Annotated in this window: 1 pseudogene; it reads left to right on the forward strand. The window is 41.1% G+C overall.

The window, feature by feature from the left end:
• Positions 1-168 precede the first annotated feature (168 nt).
• Positions 169-526 (forward strand): annotated as a pseudogene (gene dppA, locus ACWHAR_RS31705) (D-aminopeptidase DppA); the annotation flags it as partial.

Consider the following 526-nt stretch of genomic DNA (forward strand, 5'->3'; position numbering starts at 1 on the left):
ATATGAACTGCTTACAGAACAGGTTGGTAAACAGACATGAATCCTTGAAAGAGGATTCTTTTTTTATCACTGAGTGGTTGAGATTTTCCCCAGTTATATTGCATTTTTCCTCTTTTTTTAATATAATCTGTTAGAATATTAATAATTTAGTAAAAAAGGAGGAGCGTTATGAAATTGTACATGTCAGTAGATATGGAAGGTATTTCGGGTCTTCCGGACGATACCTTTGTGGATTCCGGCAAGCGGAATTATGAACGCGGACGGCTTATCATGACTGAAGAAGCAAACTACTGTATTGCTGAAGCGTTTAACAGCGGGTGTACCGAGGTGCTGGTCAATGACAGTCATTCGAAGATGAATAATCTGATGGTTGAAAAGCTTCACCCTGAAGCAGACTTGATTTCTGGTGACGTCAAACCATTTTCAATGGTGGAGGGACTGGATGATACGTTTACAGGCGCTTTGTTTCTCGGTTATCATGCGAGAGCCTCGACTCCCGGTGTCATGTCACACAGCATGATTTTCG

The sequence above is a fragment of the Bacillus sp. LR--39 genome (genome assembly GCF_053613335.1).